Source organism: Aquamicrobium soli, from assembly GCF_042646345.1.
GTDB classification, from domain to species: domain Bacteria; phylum Pseudomonadota; class Alphaproteobacteria; order Rhizobiales; family Rhizobiaceae; genus Mesorhizobium; species Mesorhizobium soli_A.
The window spans coordinates 66,851-82,832 of record NZ_JBHRTK010000031.1; the positions used below are offsets into that span (position 1 = coordinate 66,851).

General features: G+C 62.6%; 15 protein-coding genes. 4 read left to right on the forward strand and 11 right to left on the reverse strand.

All coding sequences use genetic code 11. The annotated features are described in order from the left end of the window. Positions 1-4: 4 nt before the first annotated feature. On the forward strand, positions 5-1,177 hold the full coding sequence (locus ACFOHJ_RS22450; RefSeq protein WP_378225008.1) for an acetate/propionate family kinase: 1,173 nt from the start codon (positions 5-7) through the stop codon (positions 1,175-1,177). 4 nt (positions 1,178-1,181) lie between these two features. Here the strand turns inward: ACFOHJ_RS22450 and ACFOHJ_RS22455 are convergent, their stop codons facing one another. Beyond that, the gene (locus ACFOHJ_RS22455; RefSeq protein ID WP_378225345.1) at positions 1,182-2,021 is read right to left on the reverse strand and encodes a universal stress protein; all 840 of its coding nucleotides are present in this window, start codon (positions 2,019-2,021) and stop codon (positions 1,182-1,184) included. 179 nt (positions 2,022-2,200) lie between these two features. On the opposite strand from ACFOHJ_RS22455, the gene ACFOHJ_RS22460 reads away from it, so the two are divergent. Beyond that, a complete protein-coding gene (locus tag ACFOHJ_RS22460) occupies positions 2,201-3,037 on the forward strand; it encodes a universal stress protein (RefSeq protein ID WP_378225009.1) in 837 nt (278 codons plus the stop codon). 150 nt (positions 3,038-3,187) lie between these two features. Here the strand turns inward: ACFOHJ_RS22460 and ACFOHJ_RS22465 are convergent, their stop codons facing one another. Both ACFOHJ_RS22465 and mgtA read right to left on the reverse strand, forming a co-directional pair. Continuing rightward, complete coding sequence (locus tag ACFOHJ_RS22465; RefSeq protein ID WP_378225010.1) at positions 3,188-3,781, reverse strand: NAD(P)H-dependent oxidoreductase; 594 nt, start codon at positions 3,779-3,781, stop codon at positions 3,188-3,190. Between the two features lie 61 nt (positions 3,782-3,842). Then, a complete protein-coding gene (gene mgtA, locus ACFOHJ_RS22470) occupies positions 3,843-6,392 on the reverse strand; it encodes a magnesium-translocating P-type ATPase (RefSeq protein ID WP_378225011.1) in 2,550 nt (849 codons plus the stop codon). A gap of 295 nt (positions 6,393-6,687) precedes the next feature. Between mgtA and ACFOHJ_RS22475 the strand changes: the two genes are divergently transcribed. Continuing rightward, the gene (locus ACFOHJ_RS22475) at positions 6,688-7,074 is read left to right on the forward strand and encodes a hypothetical protein (RefSeq protein ID WP_378225013.1); all 387 of its coding nucleotides are present in this window, start codon (positions 6,688-6,690) and stop codon (positions 7,072-7,074) included. 148 nt (positions 7,075-7,222) lie between these two features. Here ACFOHJ_RS22475 and ACFOHJ_RS22480 read toward each other — a convergent pair whose 3' ends face one another. The 6 genes from ACFOHJ_RS22480 to ACFOHJ_RS22505 all read right to left on the reverse strand — a co-directional run bounded on the left by ACFOHJ_RS22480 (position 7,223) and on the right by ACFOHJ_RS22505 (position 13,861). Further along, on the reverse strand, positions 7,223-8,044 hold the full coding sequence (locus ACFOHJ_RS22480) for a universal stress protein (RefSeq protein WP_378225015.1): 822 nt from the start codon (positions 8,042-8,044) through the stop codon (positions 7,223-7,225). A gap of 218 nt (positions 8,045-8,262) precedes the next feature. After that, entirely contained in the window at positions 8,263-9,177 is a 915-nt protein-coding gene (arcC, locus tag ACFOHJ_RS22485; protein ID WP_378225017.1) for a carbamate kinase, read from the reverse strand. 2 nt (positions 9,178-9,179) lie between these two features. Continuing rightward, complete coding sequence (gene argF / locus ACFOHJ_RS22490; RefSeq protein ID WP_378225018.1) at positions 9,180-10,181, reverse strand: ornithine carbamoyltransferase; 1,002 nt, start codon at positions 10,179-10,181, stop codon at positions 9,180-9,182. Between the two features lie 15 nt (positions 10,182-10,196). After that, a complete protein-coding gene (locus ACFOHJ_RS22495) occupies positions 10,197-11,414 on the reverse strand; it encodes an arginine deiminase (protein WP_378225021.1) in 1,218 nt (405 codons plus the stop codon). A gap of 23 nt (positions 11,415-11,437) precedes the next feature. Next, a complete protein-coding gene (gene arcD, locus ACFOHJ_RS22500; RefSeq protein ID WP_378225024.1) occupies positions 11,438-12,907 on the reverse strand; it encodes an arginine-ornithine antiporter in 1,470 nt (489 codons plus the stop codon). Positions 12,908-13,045: 138 nt separating this feature from the next. Beyond that, the gene (locus tag ACFOHJ_RS22505) at positions 13,046-13,861 is read right to left on the reverse strand and encodes a universal stress protein (RefSeq protein ID WP_378225026.1); all 816 of its coding nucleotides are present in this window, start codon (positions 13,859-13,861) and stop codon (positions 13,046-13,048) included. Positions 13,862-14,124: 263 nt separating this feature from the next. Between ACFOHJ_RS22505 and ACFOHJ_RS22510 the strand changes: the two genes are divergently transcribed. Next, complete coding sequence (locus ACFOHJ_RS22510; protein ID WP_378225028.1) at positions 14,125-14,442, forward strand: c-type cytochrome; 318 nt, start codon at positions 14,125-14,127, stop codon at positions 14,440-14,442. A gap of 77 nt (positions 14,443-14,519) precedes the next feature. On the opposite strand, the gene ACFOHJ_RS22515 is transcribed toward ACFOHJ_RS22510, so the two are convergent. Then, complete coding sequence (locus tag ACFOHJ_RS22515; protein ID WP_378225030.1) at positions 14,520-14,927, reverse strand: baeRF12 domain-containing protein; 408 nt, start codon at positions 14,925-14,927, stop codon at positions 14,520-14,522. 148 nt (positions 14,928-15,075) lie between these two features. Continuing rightward, positions 15,076-15,978 (reverse strand): LysR substrate-binding domain-containing protein, encoded by a 903-nt coding sequence (locus ACFOHJ_RS22520; protein WP_378225031.1) that lies wholly within the window; start codon positions 15,976-15,978, stop codon positions 15,076-15,078. Positions 15,979-15,982: the final 4 nt, after the last annotated feature.

Below are 15,982 nucleotides of genomic sequence, written 5' to 3' on the forward strand. Positions count from 1 at the left end.
GGTCATGGCGGGCTCGATCCTCGCGCTGAATGCCGGCTCGTCCAGTCTGAAGTTCGGGCTGTTCGAAGCCGGAACGTTGCGCCGCATGGTGGCTGGCGGCTTCGAAGATAGCCACGGCACGCCGCGGTTGACCGCAAGGGATCAAAATGGCGCGCTCGTCGCCGATCGATCGGTCACGCAGGAGAACCCGCCGGTCGAAACCCTGCTTCGCGAGTTGTTCGGCTGCCTCGAAACATGGCTTGCGGACATGCCGCTGGCGGCAGTCGGCCATCGTATCGTCCACGGCGGCAGCCGGTTCGTCGCTCCGGTCAATCTGTCCGAAGCGGTCGTTCGAGACCTCGACGCGCTGACGCCGATCGCACCGCTGCACCAGCCCGCTTGCCTGGAGCCGGTGCAGGTCCTGATGCGTTCGCGCCCCGGCCTTCCGCAGGTCGGTTGTTTCGACACCGCCTTCCACCATACGCTTACGCCGCCCGTCAGCCGCTACGCCCTGCCGCGCGCATTCGAAGAGCAGGGCATCCGCCGATACGGTTTTCACGGGCTGTCCTATGAATTCATCGCCGGGAGGCTGCGCGAGATTTCGCCCGAAACCTTCGGCAAACGCACCGTGGTCGCGCATCTCGGCAGCGGGTGCAGCCTCTGCGCCATGCGCGAGGGAAAAAGCCTCGACACCACCATGGGCTTCACCGCGCTCGACGGCCTGATGATGGCGACGCGGCCCGGCGCCATCGATCCCGGGATCATCCTCTACTTGCAGCAGGTTCGCGGCATGTCGGCCAAGGAGATAGAGGACCTGCTTTACCACTGTTCCGGCCTGTTCGGCGTGTCGGGCTTATCGGGAGACGTCCGCGATCTGCTGGCCAGCGAGCATCCGCATGCGGCGGAATCCCTCGATCTCTTCACCTTCCGCATCGCCCGTGAAATCGCGGCGATGGCCAACACGCTGCAAGGTCTGGACGTGCTGGTGTTTACCGGCGGCATCGGCGAGCATGCCTGGCAGGTCCGCGAGACGGTCTGCGAGCGGCTGCGGTGGCTGGGCGTAAAGCTGGACAGGAGCGCCAACCTTTCCGGCAAGGAGCGGATCGCCGACCGGCAAAGCGTCGTCGAAATCCACGTCATCACCACGGACGAAGAACTGACGATCGCCCGTCAGGTATCGAGGGTCATCGGCGGCTGACTTGTCAGCGCGCCAGAAAAACAGGAAGCGGAGGATTTTCCAGCATCGAGCGGGTCACACCGCCGAAAATGCGCTCGCGCAGCCGGGAGTGACCGTAGGCCCCCATGACCAGCATCTCGGCACCCGTGTCGATGGCATGCCGGCGCAGCACATCCGCTACCGAATGATTTTCGCTCGGGAGGCGATCGACGGTAACCTTGACGCCATGACGGGCAAGGAACGTCGCCGCGTCGGCGCCCGGTTCCTCGCCATGCGACCACTCGCCTTCGATGGGGTCGACGATGGCCAGGCGCACCTCGTCGGCCGTGGCAAGCAGGTCGAGGGCTTCCCGCATCGCCCGCGTCGCCTCGATCCTTGTGTCCCACGCAACCAGGACGCGTTTGGGGTTGAGTGTCGGCAGGGCGCCTTCGGGAACCAGCAGAAGCGGCTTTCCCGACCAGAACAACGCGCCTTCGATAACCTTTTGCCGTAGAGTCTCCGAGGCGAGCAATTCGGGTCCTGCGAGCGTAAGGTCGGCATAGCGCGCACGGCGCCCGATCATCTCGTCGGCCCAGCCAACCTCCGCGTAATCACTGACGACATCGCCGGAAACAGGATTGGCGGCAACGAACGCGGATATTTCCTCCGTGCGGGCACGCAAATGTCTCTGGTCGGCTTGTCGCTCCTGCATCCAGCCGTCCGAGACCACAGCGGCATACTCGCCGATGGGAGGCGGTGCGGCCAAGGCCATGACCTGGACTGACAGATGCGCTTCGGCCTGCTCGCACAGGTTTGCAGCAAGCTCAAGATCGCTTCGCCAGCCGATTTCCGGCCCGGTGATCGTCAGGATTGTCTTGAACGCCATGATTCCGATCCTCGCGTCTCGCGTTTGTGCAGAAGCGATATTCAGTTCCGCTGCCGGCTTCATTGCGATGGATCAAAACATCAGTCGGCTCACGATTGATTCCGGTCAAGGAAAGCGGGCCGCTCCTGACGGAATCTGCATGCTCGTCGATCGACATGCCCGAAACAGGAATGTGACCCATGAAACTCCAGGCCTTGCTTCCACTGGTGACGTACCCCGACCCGGTCTCGCCGCATGTCGGATCAAATGCCACTATCGCGTCTGCGCAGTTGGAGGCGGAACTGCATGCCCTTGCCATAAACGCCGACATCCCGCCTGTGTCGAATGCCCTTTCCAAGTTCCTCTTGAACACGCCAGAACTGATCAGGGAGGCGAATGCAAGGAGTCGCAGAAATGGCGAGGACATCCTCCGCGTCGTGACGGACAAGGCGATGTCGGCAGGTGTCAAGCTCGTCACCGATCGGACGGCGACCTCCCTCCCGTTGTCAGGCGACTTGGCTGCGAACCGGGCACGCTATTTCGACTTTGTTCTCATTGGCTGGGAAGCTGCGAATGAAAGCACGCATACGCTGGCCGAGGATGTCATCTTCGGTTCCGGTCGCCCGGTGATCCTGCTTCCCGAATTGGTCCAGCCGACTGCCTTCGATCATGTGGCTATCGCATGGGACGGCAGTCGCGTCGCGGCGAGGGCCGTCGCCGACGCGGCCCCGCTGCTGCGGAAGACGTCGAGGATCACGGTCCTGACTGTGACCGACGAGAAGGCCCTGCCGGAAGACGATCCCGGCGCCCGGCTGGCTTCGGGATTGCGGGAGCGCGGCCTTCCCGCCGAGGCGCATGCCCTGCTGAGTGGCGGCGGCGATATTGCCGTCACCTTGCAGGAGAACGCCGTTCAACGCAGCGCCGGCCTGCTCGTGATGGGCGGCTATGGTCATACGCGTGTACGCGATTTCGTTCTCGGCGGAGCGACCGACGGCATCCTGCGCGATCTGCGCCTGCCGATCCTGATATCGCACTGATCGCCACAGCGCCTCGAAGACGAGCGAGAAAGCCCGCGCCAGCTTCAAGATCGCCCTGCTGGTCATTGCCCTTGGCGGCCTTAATTTGCCCGTGCGGCCTGGGGCACCAGTGTGCCTCCCGTACTCGCCGCGCTTTTCGGGTACCCGAGCCTAGCCGGCCCGTTTTCCGAGTGCATGCATTTCGGAGATCCACTTCCTGCGCTTGGCGTCACCTGCGCCTTCCACCATCCCGAACAGCGTTTCCCGCACCGGGCTGACGCCGACGAAGTTCAGGATGTTGCGACGCATGCCGGCGATACCATGGCCGAGATACCAGAAGCGATAGAACGAGGCGGGCATGCCCATGGTCACCACCACGCGAGCCGAGCGGCCCTTGAGCAGCGTCCTGGCGAAGCCGCTCTTGCCTGCTTCGGGATAGGCGAAGGCGATACCCGGCCGCATCACCTGTTCCAGGAAGGCTTTCAGCAGGGCGGGCATGGTGCCGAGCCACAGCGGAAAGACGAAGACCAGATGATCCGTATCCTTGATCGCTTGTGCGGCGTCCTCCAGCGTAACCGGCAGGGGCCGTTCGGTGAATTCCTCCATGGCACGCAGGATCGGAAAATCGAGCGTCGCGATATCGATCAGTCGGACTTCGTGGCCGGCCGAGCGTGCGCCTTCGACGTAGGCGTCGGCAAGCACCCGGCACAGGCGTTTCGGATTGCCGTCTGGATGACCGAGGACGACGAGGATGCGGCGTGGCATGGCGGCTCTCCGGATGATCGAGCGAGGCTACACAGCCTGCGAGCCGGCGCCTTGATCGTGGTCAAGCCTGGCGGCGCTTGGCAAGCCGGCCCTCGCGCGCGAAGAACCAGCGTTTGGTCGCTTCGGACGCGGTCAGGTAGATCAGCGTGATCGCGACGAGACCTGCCATTATCCGGGCCGGAAGAGGCACGAAGCCGAACCAGGCTGAGCCCGGCAAATAGGGAATGGCCAATGCAAGCAGACCGATGGCCAGCGTCAGCCAGGCCAGGAGCGCGCTTGGCCGGCTCCGCCAGAAGGACTGGTGCGTGCGTATGACGAGAACGATCACCAGTTGCGTCAATAGCGATTCGACGAACCACCCCGTCCGGAACGTTCCGGCATTCGCGTGCATCAGGAGCAGCAAGAAGCCGAAGGTCACGAAATCGAAACAGGAACTGACCAGTCCGAAATAGATCATGAAACGGCGGATCGAGCCGATATCCCAGCGGCGCGGCGCCTCGATCTGTTCGGCGTCCACGCGGTCGCGCGCTATGGCGAGCGAAGGCAGCGAAGAGAGCAGGTTGTTGAGCAGGATCTGCGGGGCCAGCAGCGGCAGGAAGGGCAGCGCAAGCGACGCGAAGGCCATCGAGAACATGTTGCCGAAATTGGCGCTGGTGGTGATGGAGATGTATTTCATCGTATTGGCGAAAGTTCGCCGGCCGTCGTCGACGCCGCGCAGCAATACGTCGAGGTCCCGCTTGAGCAGGATCATGTCCGCGGCCTCCCGAGCCACGTCCACGGCGCCGTCGACGGAGATGCCGATATCGGCTTCGTGCAGGGCCGGGGCGTCGTTGATCCCGTCTCCCATATAACCGACGACATGGCCGCGCCGGCGCAGCGCCTCGATGATGCGCTCCTTCTGGTTGGGATCGATCTCGGCGAAGATGTCGACATGTGCGACACGGGCGAACAGCGCTTCTTTGGTCAGCTTCGCCAGGTCGTCGCCGGTAAGTATACGGCGATGTGGCAGGCCGATGATCTGCGCCAGATGCGCTGCGACATGGCGATTGTCGCCGGAGATGACCTTCACCTTGATGCCGCGCCCGGCCAGCGCCTTCAAGGTCTCGGCCATGCCGGGCTTCGGTGGGTCGAGGAACAGGAGGAACCCAGCGAAGGCAAGGTTGGTTTCGTCGTCGCGGCTGTAGGTCTGGCGTGACGGGAAACGGCGCACTGCAAGCCCAAGAACGCGAAAACCCTGCATGGACCAGCCTTGCACCTTTTCGTCGATCGCCTTCGCCTGCCGCTCGTCGAGCGTGCAGGCCTCGGCGATATTCGGGACAGCTCCCTTGCAGATCAGCAGGTCTTCGCCGGCATCTTTCTGCCGCACGATCACGGATAGTCGCTTGCGGATGAAATCGTAGGGAACCTCGTCGATCTTTTCATAAGCCGAAAGATCGTCGCCGGAACCCCTGCTGGCAGCGATCCCTTCGTCAAGAGGATTGGCCATGCCGGATTGCAGTGTGGCGTTAAGCAACGCCCACAGTCGGACCTGTTGTGAATCCAATCCATCGGCGTCTGCACAACGATCCAGGCGGATCGTACCCTCGGTCAGCGTCCCGGTCTTGTCGGTGCACAACAAGTCCATGCTACCGAGATTCTCGATGGCTTCGAGCCGGCGCACGATGACGCCGCTTGCCGCCATGGCGCGGGCACCGCGCGCCAGCGTGACGCTGATGATGGCCGGCAACAGTTCGGGCGTGAGGCCGACCGCCAGCGCCAGCGAGAACAGCAGGGAGTCGACGATCGGCCGATGCAGCAGAAGATTGGCGAAGAAGACAAGAATGACGATGACCAGCATGATCTCTGTCATGAGGTAGCCGAAGCGACGGATGCCTTTGGCAAAATCGGTTTCCGGGACGGCACGCGCGATCGCCCCTGCGATGGCCGCGAATTCCGTCTCCTTGCCGGTATGCATGGCAAGCATGGTGGCCGTACCGCTGCGAACCGAGGTGCCCGTAAAGACGGCATTGGAGCGCTGACCGATCTGGGCGCCCGGATCTGAAACGCCGGGAGCCTTGACTACGGGAAAGGTTTCGCCGGTGAGTGCAGCCTCGCTGACGTTGAAGTCGCGTGCCTCCAGTAGTACGCCGTCAGCCGGGATCAGGTTACCGGCGGAAAGCCGGATCACGTCGCCCGGAACGATCTCTGCTACGGCGACGGATTCCTCGCGACCGTTACGCAGCATAGTGGTTTTGCGAGCAATGCGCGCATTCAGTGCCTCCATCGCCCTGGAAGCCCCGTATTCCTGCGTGAAGGAAAGTAGGCAACTCGCCAGCACGATGATGCCGATGATCACCGCTTCGCTGCCTTCTCCCACGAAGGCCGAGACAATGGCAGCGAAGACCAGGATCAGCACCAATGGACTGCGGAATTGCCGGGCAAAGACGGAAATGGCGGAAATTCCGCTTTTACTACCGATCACATTCGGGCCATTCATCCGGAGCCGGGTCGAGGCTTCAGCGGACGACAGGCCATCGGCCGCCGTGTGCAGTTCTGTCAGCAGTTCCTCGGCCGGTAAGGCCCAATAGGCCTTGCTGCTGTCGGTCGGGCGCGGTGCGGAGAGGGAACGCATGCCTGAATTCCTATGCCGTGTGAGCAGCCACCTTGCCGACCATGAATATAGTACAGATCGCCTACCTGGCGTCCGCTGGAGCCAGCAAGCTATTGTCAGATACCCGTTTCAACCTTGATGCCGATCAATCTCGCGGCAGCCTGAGATCGGCCCCCCGTTGCTCTGCGGAACGGCGGGATGTAATGGACTTGGATAGGGCGCAGGCGGATAATGAAGGAAGTTTCGACAGGCTGTTGACCATGTCGCAATCGGCCAGTCTGCAGCAGTGTCAGCCCTCTGGATCGCCGCCATATCCATGACCACGATTTTTCTCGGCAAGCTCCTTGGCCTTTATCTGGTTGCGATTGCCATTGCGATGTTGACCGGCAAACGGCGGACATTGGCGGCGCTGGACGACATGGCCAACGACGGACCCTGGATGCTGTTCTCCGGGATGGTGGCCGTTGCGGCGGGGCTTGCCATCGTGCTCGCGCATAATGTCTGGACGGGCGGTGCGCTCACCCTTGCCGTCACGCTGGTGGGGTGGGTAGCGCTCCTGAAAGGGCTTTCGTTGCTCTTCGTGCCGCCTCACACAATGGCCAGGGCATATAAGTCCATGGGCTTCGAGCGGTATTTCCATTTCTGGATGGGCGTGGTGCTGGTTCTCGGCCTCTGGATCGCGCTCAAAGCATTCACGGCTTGAGCCGGCAAGGTCGGAACATGTGTCTGCGATCGAAGAGATGAGCGCAAGGTCCGCTCCATCGTGCCAACGAAGCGCCGGCCGACCTGGGTGCCGACCGCCTCAGCGGAGCAGCCGTGCCGGTTGAGTGAGGCAGCCGGATCGGTCGCAGTCAGCTCGACAGGAAGCGGTTCCGGTCTGTTTCATCGAGCAGCGAGCGCGTCACGCCGCCGAAGGCCCATTCCCGCAAGCGGCTGTGGCCGTAAGCTCCCGACACGATCAGGTCGGCACCATTGTTGTCCAGAGCCTCGAACAGCGCGAGGTGTTCATCGGGACCTTCGGTCAACTCCGGTCGTGCTTCGATGCCATGCGCTCCAAGAAAGGCCATGACGTCCGCGAGGCTTGCACGGACCCGTTGGTCGACTTCGGTGGAGACCGTGACGACCGTCACGGTCTCGGCCGCCTTCAACAGCGGCAGCGAATCGGCGAGTGCGCGGCGCGCCTCGCGCGTGTCCTTCCAAGCGACAACGATATTCCTTGTCCGAACCTGTTCGGCATTGTGGGCGACGACAAGCAGGGGGCGTCCCGCCTGGAGAGCGATGCTCCCGGGATCTGCCCGCCGGTAAGCGTCACCTGTCGCCGCGCCCTTGACCGCACCCATCACGATCAGGTCTGCCGCTCGTGTAGCCTCCGCCAAGGCTCGTGTCGGATTGTCGAGTGCCTCACGCCATTCAGCCACGACCTTGCCGGCAACAAGCTTGCCGAACTCCTCGTGTAAATCCTTGAAGCGGGTTTGTATGTCGTCGCGCATCTGCATCCATGCTTCGGCGGCCAGGCTTGCGCCAGCCGGTCCAGCCATCGGCATGGGCGCGTCGGCGGCGCAGAAGCCGATCAGCTTCGCCCCGAAGCGCCCTGCGAGGTCGGCGGCTGCTTTCACGACAGGGAGGATCGGCCCGTCGATATCGAGGTTCACGAGGATGGATCTATAGCTCATCGGTTCGCCCTTCCGTGGGTGCCTCGCTGCTGAACAGCGTCGGCAGGATCGTACGGCCAGACGGGAGATGCGCGTTGACGCCGATCAAGAGTGGCTGCTTTTATCTCCGTGGCGACCGCCAGCGTGACGGGACTATCAAGCCATCAGGACTGGAACGTCGGTATGGGCGACGACCTTGTCGGTTGGTACCGCGCACCAATCTCTGCGCGCCCGTTCGGTCAACGGCTACCGCCGGGACCAATGCGGGTTCCTCGCCGTCCGGCGATGATTTCGACGGCGTCTTCCAGCCTGCCGATGGCGGCGGGTTTTCCGGCCTCGCTTGCGAACGCGATGGCTGCCTCGACCTTCGGCCCCATCGATCCGGCGGCAAATGCTGCGGCGGAGAGTTCGTCAGCCTGAACCCAGCCAAGTGGACGGGCCTCTGGCGTTCCCCAGTCGAGATAGACCGCGTCGACGTCCGTCAGCATGACAAGCATGTCTGCGCCGAGTTGTCGTGCCAGCAGGCAGGAGGCGAGATCCTTGTCGATGACGGCCTCGATCCCGGCCATGCTGCCGTTCGTCAGCGCCACGACGGGGATGCCGCCACCGCCTGTACAGATGACGATGACGCCGCGTTCCACCAGGAAAGCGAGCACTGCGGCCTCGACGATTTCCAGCGGCTTCGGCGACGGCACCACGCGGCGCCATTTGTTGCCGTCGGGCGCCACCGTCCATCCGCGCTCGACAGCAAGCCGGCGCGCGGTGGCTTCGTCGTAGACCGGGCCGATCGGCTTGGTCGGCCCGGCAAAGGCCGGGTCGTGAGGATCGACGCGCACCTGCGTCAGCAGCGTGGCGACCGGACGGTCCTTCACCACATTTCCCAGTTCCTGCTGGATGACATAGCCGATCATGCCCGCTGTCTCCGCATCGAGGACGTCGAGCGGGAAGGGCGTGCCGGGCGTAGCCGCCGCCTGCAGCGCGAGCAGGCCGACCTGCGGCCCGTTGCCGTGCGTTATCACCAGCGAATGACCGGCTTTCACCAGTTCGGCAAGTTCCATGGCAGCCCGCCGGATGTTGGTTCGCTGGTTTTCGGCCGTCATCGGCTCGCCGCGCTTCAATAGCGCATTGCCGCCCAAGGCGACTACGATGCGCATGATCAGTTGCCGATCGTGGCGACGAGGATCGCCTTGATCGTGTGCATTCGGTTCTCAGCCTGGTCGAAGACGATGGAAGCTTCCGACTCGAACACCGCGTCTTCCACTTCCATGCAGTCAATGCCGTATTCGCTGGCAACACGCTGACCGACCTCCGTTTCGGAATCGTGGAAGGCCGGCAGGCAATGCATGAACTTGGTGTATGGATTTCCGGTCGCTGCCATCAGCTTGCGCGTGACCCGGTAAGGCGTGAGAAGCTTGATGCGCTCGCCCCAGGCGCTTTCGTCCTCGCCCATGGATAGCCAGACGTCAGTGTAGATGAAGTCGGCCTCTTTGACGCAGGCCTCGACGTCGGTGTCTATCCTGAACTGGCCACCGTTGCGCTCAGCCAATGCTCTCACATGGGTGCAGAAATCCTGCTCCGGCCATAACCTGCGCGGAGAGGCGATACGCATGTCGATGCCGACTTTCGCCGCGCCGATAGCAAGAGACTGGGCGACGTTGTCTTTTCCTTCCCCGACGAAAGCGACCGTCATGTCGGACAGGTGCTTGTGGGTAAACTCGCGCATGGTCATGAAGTCGGCCAGGATCTGGGTCGGATGGTCTAGGTCGGTCAGGCCGTTATAGACCGGCACGCCGGCATAGGCGGCAAGCAACTCGGCCTGGTGCTGGGAAAAGCCGCGATATTCGATGGCGTCGGACATGCGTCCGAGGACTCGTGCCGTGTCCTTCATCGATTCCTTGTGGCCGATGTGGCTGCCGGAAGGCCCGATATAGGTAACGTGCGCGCCCTGGTCGTAGGCCGCCACCTCGAACCCGGTACGCGTGCGGGTGGAATCTTTCTCGAAGATCAGCGCAATGTTCTTACGCGCCAGACGCGGCGCCTCCGTGCCGGCCCTCTTGGACGTCTTGAGGTCAGCGGCCAGCCTCAGAAGATAGCGGATTTCCGCACCGGAGAAGTCGTCCAGCGTCAGCACGTTGCGGCCATGCAGGTTGACGGGCATATGTTCCCTCCTCGGTCAGATCGGGTCGCGTGCGATCGGGCAGGTCATGCAGTGGCCGCCGCCGCGACCGCGGCTCAGTTCCGCGCCTTCGACAGTGATCACCTCTATGCCGGCTCGGCGAAGCAGAGTGTTGGTGTAGACATTGCGGTCGTAGCCGATGACCACGCCAGGCTCGACGGCGACGACGTTGTTGCCATCGTCCCACTGCTCGCGCTCCGACTGATAGCTGTCGCCGCCGGTGGCGACGATCCGCAGTGCCCTTAAGCCAAGCGCTTCCCTGACGACCTCGGTGAACGGCTTTTCCTCCTCGAGGACGTCGACGGCGGCCTCGCCATCGCCAGGGCGCAGCGAGAACGTTCGCAACCGCTCGACCACGGGCGGATACATGGTCGCAAGATCGCGGTCGCAGAATGTGAACACGGTATCGAGATGCATGAAGGATCGGTCGCGCGGCATCAGCGCGGCGATGACGCGGGTCGCCTCGCCGGCGGCAAACAGGTTGCGGGCCAGCCCGCCGACCGCCTGCGGGGTGGTACGCTCGCCCATGCCGACCAGTACGACGCCGCCGCCGATGGGCATGACGTCGCCGCCTTCGAGGCTGACGCCGGGGCCGGGATTGTCGAGCGACACGAAGGGCGGGCTGGCGTCACGAAAGCGCGGGTGGAAGCGGTAGACGGCTTCGACATTGGCCGCCTCTGGCTTGCGCGCCGGCCAGTACATGGCGTTGATTGAAACGGATCGATAAATCCAGCACGAGCTGTCGCGGGTAAAGATCTGGTTGGGTAGCGGCGGCAAGACGAAATCCTGGGGCAGTAGCGTCTTGCCGGTGAGACCGGTCGGCCTGAACGGCAGCTCAGCCCGTGCGATGCCGCCGACCAGCACCGAGGCGAGTTGGTCGGGCGGCATGTCGTCCAGCCAACCGCGTAGTTCGTCAACCATGTCGTAGCCGACGACCGAGGCATCGACCCGACGGTCGAGCAGCCAGTCGCGGCCTTCGGAGACAGCCATTGTCTCTGCCAGCAACTCGCCGAAGGAGTGCACGGTCACGTGTCGTTCCCGCAGCGCGTCCACGAAGACATCGTGCTCCTGTCGCGCCCGCTTGACCCAAAGCACGTCGTCGAACAACAATGCTTTGCAATTGTCCGGCGTCAGCCGGCGCAGGCTGAGGTCGGGCCGGTGCACGATCACCTCATGCAGCCGGCCGGTTTCGGAGTGAACGCCGAGCGTCGCCATATTCGGTCCTTTCGTTAAACGGTTCAGAGCGCGCTGACAGCGCCGGTCCACATCGCGTAGGCTGCGTAGAGCCCCACCGCGACGAGCGCGACGGCGAGGACTGCCTCGACCGGATGGAAGAGGCGCTTCCCGTTCTCGCGGCGGGCCCAGATGTGGAAGGCGATGCCCGGCGCATAAAGAATGGCGCACATGAAGAGGTAGGACAGGCCGGCCGCATAGACGAGCCAGACGCCGTAGACCGTTGCCAGCAGTCCCATCAGCAGCGCGCCGTTGCGGCTTTCACCCGTGCCGTAGCTCTCTCCGGTGATTGCTAGCTTCGCAGCGTAGGCGCCCGAGAAGATATAGGGGACCAGGATGGCGACCGAGGCGATCGAAAACAGCGCCTGGTAGGTGCTTTGCGCGAACAGCGTGATGATGAGGAATGCCTGCACCAGGAGATTGGTGACAAGGAGCGAAATGGAAGGCACGCCGCGTTCGCTCTCATGGGCGAAGAACCTCGGCATGGTGCCGTCACGGCCCGCGACATGCGGAACTTCGGCGGCAAGCAGTGTCCAGGAAAGGAACGCGCCGATGACCGATACGACCAGAGCGAGATTGATGACGATCGCGCCCCACGGGCCGACGACGGCCTCCAGCACACCGGCCATGGAGGGATTTTTCAACCCGGAGAGCTGAGGCTGGTTGATGATGCCGAGCGAAAGCAGCGACACCAGCGCGTAAAGAGCGAGGCAGGTGAAAAAGCCGAGTACTGTCGCGGTGGCGATATCGTTGCGCCGCTCCGCACGAGCCGAGAAAACGCTGGCGCCCTCGATGCCGATAAAGACCCACAGCGTCACCAGCATGGTGCTCTTCACCTGGCTCATGACCGAACCGAGGCTGGCATTGCCGAGCCCGCTGAAGTCGGCTGAAAAGACATCGATCTTGAAGGCAACGGCGACGATGCCGATGAACAGCACGATCGGCGCGATCTTGGCGATAGTGACGATGGTGTTGACGATCGCTGCCTGACGCACACCGGCCATAATCAGGAAATGGATGGCCCATAAAAGGATCGACGCGCCCAGAACCGCCTGCCAGGTGTTCCCGTCGCCGAAGGCGGGGAAGAAATAGGACAAGGCGCTGAAGACGATGACGGCGTAGGACACGTTGCCCACCCACGCGCTGATCCAGTAGCCCCAGGCGCTGTTGAAGCCGATGAAGGGACCGAACCCGGCCTTGGCGTAGGCATAGGGCCCGGCGTCCAGGTCCGGCTTGCGCGTCGCCAGCGACTGGTAGACGAAGACGAGCGCCAGCATGCCGATGGCAGTGATGCCCCAGCCGATCAGGATGGCGAGCGGCCCGGCGCCAGCGGCCATGTTCTGCGGCAGGCTGAACACACCCGAGCCGACCATCGAGCCGATGACGAGTGCGGTTAGTGCACCGAGGCGGAGCTTTGTCTGGCTTCGGGTTGCAACAGAGGCTGCGGATACAGAAGGGATATCGGTGGCGGCCATAGCTAAACTCCTGGAGTTGGGCCATTTGCCGGGAGAGTGTGCCGTTGCGGACGGTTTCGCCTTGACGCGCGTCAAATGTTATCTGGAGGATGGATCTTCGATCAGAACGGCGCAGCTCGAAGTTAACCGCTGCGTTGGTTAGTTGGCGATCAGCCGGTTGATGGAGCGGTGCGCAAGCAGGGACCGCGTCACGCCGCCGAAAACCCACTCCCGCAGCCGGCTGTGCCCGTACCCGCCGGAGACAATCAGATCGGCGCCAATTTTCTTTGCTTCGTTCAAAAGTGCCTCGGGCGCTTCGCGATCGCTTGCCTCGACAACCTTCGACCTCGCCTTCACCCCGTGCCTCACGAGAAAACGAACGACCTCAGCCACGCTTTCGTGAGCGCGGTGCTTGTCGTCGTCCTCGATCGTCGCAACGAGAACCTCTTGACCAGCGGTAAGAAACGGCATGGCGTCGACCACGGCACGCCGCGCCTCGCGCGTATCTTTCCAGCTCACGAGGATATTGGTGGCGGCCACGGGCTCATGACGTTCATTTGGAAAAAGGACAGGACGGCCAGCTGACAGGATCAATTCACCCGGGGAAACGGTGCGAAGGCCGCTTGCAATGCCGTTGTTAGCGCTGGCGACCAGTAGATCGGCCGCACGCGAATGATAGGCAAGCAACTTCGTCGGGTCGCCGATCATGCCGAGCCAGGAGCCGCGACTGCTATCGACGAGGCCTGCGAATTCCGATTTCAGTACGTCCAGACGCTCTTCGATCTCGATGCACTGCTGCTGCAGCTCGTCAAAAGTGCTACCGTTGACGTCACCCGGGACGGACCGATAAGGATCGGCCGCGCAAAATGCAATCAGATCAGCCTTGAAGCGCTGAGCAAGGCCGCAAGCGAAAGCCAAGCGTGGCGTAGCCGCCGCATCTATGTCGAGCTGAACCATAATCGTGTTATAGATCATCGCGGCCTCCGTTCACTCGGTAACCGTCCTCCCGGACTGATAGCCGCGCCTTGACGCATGTCAAACCGCTCGTGACAGCGACGATGTTCCGCGATTAATAATCCCTCACATTCCGGGGACGGCCAGAGTGAAAGCTCGCCGCAGCTGTCTCCGCCTGTTTCCACTCGTGTCCCTGCGGTGGACTCCCGGATTTGCGAGAGATCAATGCGGGATCGATCAGGCTGCGATAGACGCCACCCACAGCCTTCGAAGGGTGATGCCCGATGCTCAGATTTTTGCTCGTCGCAGCCGCATTGTTTCCAGCGGTGTCAGTCAAGGCGGACAACCTTCGACGGATCGATTACGGGCGACGCCTGGTCGAACAGAACTGCTCACGCTGCCATGCCGTGACGTCGACGGACAAAAGCAGCCATCCGGCCGCGCCACCGTTTCGGACCCTCTCTAAGCGTTATCCTATAGAAGATCTGGCTGAAGCTCTGGCGGAAGGCATCTCCACCGGGCATCCGGACATGCCCGAGTTTGTCGCAACGCCCGCGCAAGTCGGCGCCATCATTGCCTACATAAAGAGCATCAATCCGTGACGTGCTTGCGCCATCGTCACCGTGACGACCAGTGGCTATCGATTTAGGTAGGCGGCAGGCAGTGTCGTATTGCGACATCACGCTCTGGTAAGCGCCGCCTCGATCGAACCTACACTGCTGCTCGTGAAGTCTCGGCCCAACAACTCACCGATCAGGGTTTCCCTGGTCGCATCGTGGAAGTGACGTTGCAATTCTCCTAGCGTCCATGGATCGGTGACGACAAATAGTGAGATGATCTTCCTGTCCAGTATCAACCTATCCAGATAGGCCGCCGCCCTGGCTACGAAGTCGTCCTTCTCCCGCCGCAAGCTTCTCCGTTTGACCGGGTCGTTGCGGCTGCGTAGGCCTGAGCGTCGGTTGGCAGGCGGTATTTCGGCTATCGTTTCCTCGACCAATTGGATGCAGGATTCTGTGCCGTCATTGCGGAACAGCCGCAACTTTTTGCCATCGACGACGGCGACGGTAGTGCCATTCGGCAATATCATTGTCTCGCCCTGCGGCTTCGCGGTTCTTGAACTGTTCCCCTTACGGGTCGCCGGGAAATGTGTCGTTGATCCTGGTCAAGGAACAGGTCGAGAGGAGAGGCTGCAGGATGCGTCTGGCCGCAGAGTGAGCGCCTCTACAGGGTGGAACTCATGCCTCTGGCGAAGTAGCGCTTTGCGCAAGCCAATGGGCCAACCGGGAAATTACGCTGTCTTCGGTCGTGCCCGTTGGAAACGTGGCGAAGTAGCCGCGATCGGAAGTGACGGCCTCGTCTGAAATCCGAACCAGAGCGCCAGTCTTGAGGTGCTGGTCGAGTAGCCCCGACCAGCACAGGGCGATGCCTTCGCCGGCCAGTGCCGCGCTGACCAGAAGGCTGTAATCGTCGAAGACGATGGCGTTCAGTTTTCGGGGTATATCGATACCCACTGCCCGGAACCAGTGCTGCCAATCGTAGTTCCTGTCGAGGCGGTCTGACAGTTGTAATAGGCGCAATGTGGTCAACCGGGAAAGGTCCGGCTTCGTGCCTTGCCGAGACAGAAATAGCGGGCTGCAAACCGCAAACACCTCTTCTCCCAGTATCTTGACGGCCGTCACCCCGGGCCAGTCTCCGTCACCGAAGCGGACGTGGATGTCGGCTTCCGGCAGGTCCTGCCGCTGATCGCCGGTGAGCAACCGCAGTTCCTGGTCCGGAAAGCCCGCCGTCAGTGCGGACAGTCGCGGCAAAAGCCAATAGGTCAGGAAGCCGGGCGCCGCCGCGATCGTCAGTTTCCGTTCCTCCTGAACCCTCCGGATCTCTGCGATGGCTGTCTCGAGCCGGCTAAGGCTCGAGCGCAGGACATCGAACAGTGTCTGGCCGGTGGGGGTCAGGTGGAGAGGTTTCGTCTCCCGCCCGAACAGCGTGACGCCAAGATCGGCCTCGAGAGCGGCCACGCGACGGCTGACGGCAGGTTGTGAGACATTCAGGTCGCGCGCGGCGCGCGTGAACGACCCGTGTCGCGCCGCCGCGTCGAAGGCAAGCAGGTCACCGAACGATGGCAGGACGGTCTGCATCATAACA

What these genes read in the sequence shown, in the direction of transcription:
- ACFOHJ_RS22515 (WP_378225030.1), bottom strand. Translation starts at nt 14,927, where the DNA reads ATGATATTGCCGAATGGCACTACCGTCGCCGTCGTCGATGGCAAAAAG.
- ACFOHJ_RS22460 (WP_378225009.1), top strand. Translation starts at nt 2,201, where the DNA reads ATGAAACTCCAGGCCTTGCTTCCACTGGTGACGTACCCCGACCCGGTC.
- ACFOHJ_RS22455 (WP_378225345.1), bottom strand. Translation starts at nt 2,021, where the DNA reads ATGGCGTTCAAGACAATCCTGACGATCACCGGGCCGGAAATCGGCTGG.
- ACFOHJ_RS22475 (WP_378225013.1), top strand. Translation starts at nt 6,688, where the DNA reads ATGACCACGATTTTTCTCGGCAAGCTCCTTGGCCTTTATCTGGTTGCG.
- ACFOHJ_RS22510 (WP_378225028.1), top strand. Translation starts at nt 14,125, where the DNA reads ATGCTCAGATTTTTGCTCGTCGCAGCCGCATTGTTTCCAGCGGTGTCA.
- mgtA (WP_378225011.1), bottom strand. Translation starts at nt 6,392, where the DNA reads ATGCGTTCCCTCTCCGCACCGCGCCCGACCGACAGCAGCAAGGCCTAT.
- ACFOHJ_RS22505 (WP_378225026.1), bottom strand. Translation starts at nt 13,861, where the DNA reads ATGATCTATAACACGATTATGGTTCAGCTCGACATAGATGCGGCGGCT.
- arcD (WP_378225024.1), bottom strand. Translation starts at nt 12,907, where the DNA reads ATGGCCGCCACCGATATCCCTTCTGTATCCGCAGCCTCTGTTGCAACC.
- ACFOHJ_RS22465 (WP_378225010.1), bottom strand. Translation starts at nt 3,781, where the DNA reads ATGCCACGCCGCATCCTCGTCGTCCTCGGTCATCCAGACGGCAATCCG.
- arcC (WP_378225017.1), bottom strand. Translation starts at nt 9,177, where the DNA reads ATGCGCATCGTAGTCGCCTTGGGCGGCAATGCGCTATTGAAGCGCGGC.
- argF (WP_378225018.1), bottom strand. Translation starts at nt 10,181, where the DNA reads ATGCCCGTCAACCTGCATGGCCGCAACGTGCTGACGCTGGACGACTTC.
- ACFOHJ_RS22480 (WP_378225015.1), bottom strand. Translation starts at nt 8,044, where the DNA reads ATGAGCTATAGATCCATCCTCGTGAACCTCGATATCGACGGGCCGATC.
- ACFOHJ_RS22520 (WP_378225031.1), bottom strand. Translation starts at nt 15,978, where the DNA reads ATGATGCAGACCGTCCTGCCATCGTTCGGTGACCTGCTTGCCTTCGAC.
- ACFOHJ_RS22450 (WP_378225008.1), top strand. Translation starts at nt 5, where the DNA reads ATGGCGGGCTCGATCCTCGCGCTGAATGCCGGCTCGTCCAGTCTGAAG.
- ACFOHJ_RS22495 (WP_378225021.1), bottom strand. Translation starts at nt 11,414, where the DNA reads ATGGCGACGCTCGGCGTTCACTCCGAAACCGGCCGGCTGCATGAGGTG.